The following is a 4,260-nucleotide window of genomic DNA, read 5'->3' on the forward strand; positions in this document are numbered from 1 at the left end:
GTCGAGGACGGCGACCTCGTCGCCTTCGACACCGACCTCATCGGCCCTTACGGCTTCTGCGCCGACCTCTCGCGCACCTGGCTCTGCGGCAACGGCAGGCCGTCGAACGAGCAGCGCGACCTGTTCCGCATTTCCGCCGACCAGATCGCCCATAACACCGACCTGATGCGGCCGGGCATCTCCTTCCGCGATCTCGTCGAGCGTTCGGCGGTCCCGCCCGGAGACTGTTTCCCGACGCGCTACGGCGTGCTCTATCACGGCGTCGGACTGGCTGACGAATACCCGACCTTGCCGCATGCCAGCGATTGGACTGACGACACGCCCGACGGCGTGCTTGAGCCGGGCATGGTGCTGTGTGTGGAAAGCTATATCGGCCGGCTGGGCGGGCACGAAGGCGTCAAGATCGAGGATCAGATCCTGATCACCGAAACCGGCAATGAAAAGCTTTCGGCCTATCCGCTGGACGAGCGACTGCTCGGCGGTTGAGCCGTATTAAAGCATGTCTCCTGAAAGTGGCAACCGGTTTCGGGACAAAGACATGCGTAAAATCGGAAACGTAAAGCGCACAGAGCAAATCTGAAAGATCGCGACGCGCTTTAGCCGACCGAGGCGACAGCCTCGCGCATGGACGCAATGACATCCGCCGGCGTTGTGCTTGCGGTGATGAAAGGCAAGCCCTTCCGCCTTGTCGTCCAGCCGACGACCTTCACACGCCGCGCCGCCGGTTCGAAACGCTGCGCCAATGCCCAGCTCTGGCAATCGATGGCGGCGATATCGGCCCGGCCCTCGGCTACGGCGACGATCGACGACCGGTGGCCGCCGCTTTCACTGCGCGATGCGAAGATGTCGAGACTTTCGCCGATCGCCTCCAGGTCATGCGTCAGCCCCAGCAGCCCGGACATCGAATCCGGGTTGTTGAAAATGAAGCGCTTGCCGCGCATGAGATCGATGGGAATGACGGCCTTGCCATCCTCGGGCGAGGCAACCGACGGCCCGCCTTCGCCAAGCATCACCAGCGCGCTGGAATAGAGCTCGCCCTGCCCGCCCTCGAAAGCATCATAGTTAGGCTGGGCAATCACTTGCACGTGCTCGGCCAGGCCGAGTTCCATCGGCCCCCAGCAGGTCTGCCCGAAAAGCAGCGCCGGGCTCAGCCAAAGCTGGTGAAAATCGAACTCGTCCGGGGGCAATGTCGCCGGGTCGGGTGCAATCAGCTTTCCGGCGCCGTCGCGGATGCCGCCCGGCACCGGCGGCAGGTCGCGGTTGCTGCGCGCCATTATCTCCGGCGCATCGATGCCCCTCTGCCGGAAGGCATCGCGGAGCCGCATCCATTGCGCGTCGATTTCGCCACGCACCTCGGGCCAGTCATACATCGGCAAGGCCGCAACCAACTTACTCATGACGAAAAGCTTTCAAAAACAGGCGGCCCATCGGCGCCTGCGGCCCGCGGCGGAAAAGCGGTCGCGGAAACTCGCGATCACTCCTTGGGCGGCTCCGCCGGCACCGGAGCCGTTCCAAGGCCGCTCACATTGCGCGCCCTGATGCGCGGCTTGAAGGCGCGGCCGGGTTCCGGCGCGCGGCGCAGCACCGGATGCACCACCGGCTCCTTGGCCTTGAAGGCAAAGGATTTGAGCAACGCGAAATAATTCGGATAGACATAGCCGTTGTTCATCCGCAGCCATTCCTCGCGGCGATCGCGAAACATCTTCGGCAGTCTGTACCAGGCGACCGTCGGGCTCTTGTGGTGCACCAGATGCAGGTTGTTGTTAAGGAACAGGAACGACAGCGGCGACCGCTCGACGATGATCGTGCGGCCCTCCGGGTGCTCCGACCACTGATGCTCGGCATAGGTGCGGACGGAGATCAGCGACTGGCCAAGCCAAACCGGCACCAGAATGTAGAGCCAGAGCGGGATGCCGAAGCCGAACGTCACGATCGGCACCACGACGGCAACGCCGATGGCATGCAGCAGCCAGGCCCTGCGGATCACCTTGTCGCCGGCGGCCATTTGCCTGGCGTCATCGATGAAGAAGCCGATCGACGACAGCCACGGGCCGAGAATGAAGCGGCCGATCATGGTGTTGTTGAGCTTGAGCAGGAACTTCATCGCCGGCGGCAGTTCCTCATGCATCCAAAGCGCCTTGTAGTAGCTTTCCGGATCGTCCAGCGGATCGGTCAGCCGCTCGTCGGCATGATGGCGAAGATGGATCGTTTTGAAGCGGCGGAACGGCCAGACAAAGCCGATCGGAAGAAAGATGAAGGCTTCGTTGATCCTGGCGTTGCGGGTCGGGTGACCATGCGAAACTTCGTGCATGAGCGAGGATTGCAGGGCCAATATGAAGCCCAGGGCGACGAGGGCAACCAGCGGATGGGTCGGCCAGAGCAGGAAGCCGGTGGCGAGCCAGGCGCCATAGCAGAAGAGTGTGAGGAATACGGTCGGCCATTCCACGGCCGGTGTGCTGCTGCGTCTCTTGTTCATGCCAGTCATGCTATCGACCACTGCCCTCCAGTCGCCGGAACCAGTTTGATTCCTGACAACATTGTGTCAGGAGCCCGCGGTTGCATCAACGCGACAAAGCGCACAAACTGTTGCGAATGCGCATTTTTGGCTGCATATGTTATACATTGTAAACAGAATTGGGGATTCATTTACGCCTGAGCCGCGATCAGATCGGCCACGGCGCAAATTTTTCCTCCCTGGTACAGGAGCAGCATGATGGACAAGCGGGATCTGTCGACGATCTTTCGGGAACGTCTGAAATTGCTCTTGACACGCTCGGATCTGAACCAGTCGGCCTTCGCGACCGCCGTCGGCATCGACCGTTCGGCGCTCTCGCAACTGCTATCCGGGGCCTCGACCCGCCTGCCCCGTGCCGAGACGCTTCTCAACATCGCCGCAGAATTCAAGGTGTCGCTCGACTGGCTGTTGGGGCTCAGCCAGGATGAAGGCGTCACCGGCGAGATCCGCGAGAGCCTGGAGATCGAGGAGGCGCCCGACGGCTTCGACCGCACGCTGCTCGCCAAATGGCACGCCGAGGCGGCCGGGACGAAGATCCGCTATGTGCCGGCCGGCATTCCCGACCTGCTGCGCACCGAGGCGCTGGTCGAATACGAGGCCGGCATCACCAACAAGAGCCGCGAGGCGCAGGCCGGCGAAACGCAATACCGCATCGACTACACCAGGCGGCCCGAAACCGACATGGAAGTCTGCATGCCGCGCCATACGCTGGAGATATTCGCGCGCGGCCTGGGTGTCTGGGACCGTTTCCCGGAAACCGAGCGCCGCAGGCAATTGCTGCACATGGCAACCTTGCTGGATGACCTTTACCCGACCTTCCGGCTGTTCCTCTATGACGGCCGCATGCGCTATTCGATCCCCTACACGATCTTCGGACCCTATCGCGCCGCGATCTATGTCGGCGACATGTACCTGGTGCTCAATGCCACCCAGCCGGTCCGCACCTTGACCAGCCATTTCGACAACCTGATCCGCGCCGCCGACGTCAACGCGCATGAGGCGGCAAGCTTCACGCAGAAGCTGGCCGGCATGTCCTTCCCATCAGGCTCTGTCTGAACGCCGGCATTCTCGTGTGGCGCGCCAAGGCGGACACTCTCTCTGCCGCAAATTCATTGACTAGATATAAAGACTTCTTTATATCCTTATCCGAATTCCGAACATGAAAGCCAAAGCGATGACCGCGACCAATCCGATCGAAGCACTGATTGCTGAAAAGGGCGTGCTGCTGGCCGATGGCGCGACCGGCACCAATCTGTTCGCGATGGGCCTCGAGGCTGGCGAAGCGCCCGAGCTGCTCAATGAGACAGCGCCCGAAACCATCGTCAGCCTGCACCAGAATTTCGTCGATGCCGGCGCCGACATCATCCTGACCAATTCCTTCGGCGGCACCCGCCACCGGCTGAAGCTGCATCATGCGCAGGACCGTGTTTACGAGCTTAACAAGCGCGCCGCCGAGATCGCCCGTTCCGTCGCCGACAGGGCAGGCCGCAAGGTGATCGTCGCCGGCTCCGTCGGTCCGACGGGGGAGCTGCTGGTGCCGCTCGGCGCCATGACCTACGAAGATGCCGTCGATGCCTTTGCCGAGCAGATCGAAGGCCTCAAGGCCGGCGGCGCCGAAGTCGCCTGGATCGAGACCATGTCGGCGCCGGACGAGATCCGCGCCGCGGCGGAAGCCGCGATCCGCGTCGGCCTGCCCTATACCTACACCGGTTCCTTCGACACCGCCGGCCGCACCATGATGGGGC

At 62.6% G+C, this 4,260-nt stretch carries 5 protein-coding genes; 3 read left to right on the forward strand and 2 right to left on the reverse strand.

Going from position 1 to position 4,260, the window contains the following annotated elements; all coding sequences use genetic code 11:
* Positions 1-486: M24 family metallopeptidase (locus EOA29_RS27195; protein WP_145969818.1), on the forward strand; the 486-nt coding region annotated here is incomplete at its 5' end.
* A gap of 110 nt (positions 487-596) precedes the next feature.
* Here the strand turns inward: EOA29_RS27195 and EOA29_RS27200 are convergent.
* Both EOA29_RS27200 and EOA29_RS27205 read right to left on the reverse strand, forming a co-directional pair.
* Positions 597-1,397, reverse strand: a complete 801-nt coding sequence (locus tag EOA29_RS27200; RefSeq protein WP_126093307.1) for a PhnD/SsuA/transferrin family substrate-binding protein — start codon at positions 1,395-1,397, stop codon at positions 597-599.
* A 77-nt stretch (positions 1,398-1,474) separates the two neighbouring features.
* Positions 1,475-2,485: a fatty acid desaturase gene (locus EOA29_RS27205; protein WP_126093306.1), complete on the reverse strand. Its 1,011-nt coding sequence runs from the start codon at positions 2,483-2,485 to the stop codon at positions 1,475-1,477.
* 228 nt (positions 2,486-2,713) lie between these two features.
* Here EOA29_RS27205 and EOA29_RS27210 point away from each other — a divergent pair, with 228 nt between their 5' ends.
* Positions 2,714-3,571 carry a helix-turn-helix transcriptional regulator gene (locus EOA29_RS27210; RefSeq protein ID WP_126093305.1) on the forward strand — a complete coding sequence of 286 codons (858 nt, stop codon included), beginning with the start codon at positions 2,714-2,716 and terminating at the stop codon, positions 3,569-3,571.
* A 118-nt stretch (positions 3,572-3,689) separates the two neighbouring features.
* Positions 3,690-4,260, forward strand: a 571-nt coding sequence (locus EOA29_RS27215; RefSeq protein ID WP_189479003.1) for a homocysteine S-methyltransferase family protein, incomplete at its 3' end; no start/stop codon positions are given.

It is taken from the genome of Mesorhizobium sp. M1E.F.Ca.ET.063.01.1.1, assembly GCF_003998155.1.
GTDB lineage: Bacteria > Pseudomonadota > Alphaproteobacteria > Rhizobiales > Rhizobiaceae > Mesorhizobium.

Coding starts and splice junctions, on each gene's coding strand:
- EOA29_RS27200 (WP_126093307.1), bottom strand. CDS start 1,397: ATGAGTAAGTTGGTTGCGGCCTTGCCGATGTATGACTGGCCCGAGGTG.
- EOA29_RS27205 (WP_126093306.1), bottom strand. CDS start 2,485: ATGACTGGCATGAACAAGAGACGCAGCAGCACACCGGCCGTGGAATGG.
- EOA29_RS27210 (WP_126093305.1), top strand. CDS start 2,714: ATGGACAAGCGGGATCTGTCGACGATCTTTCGGGAACGTCTGAAATTG.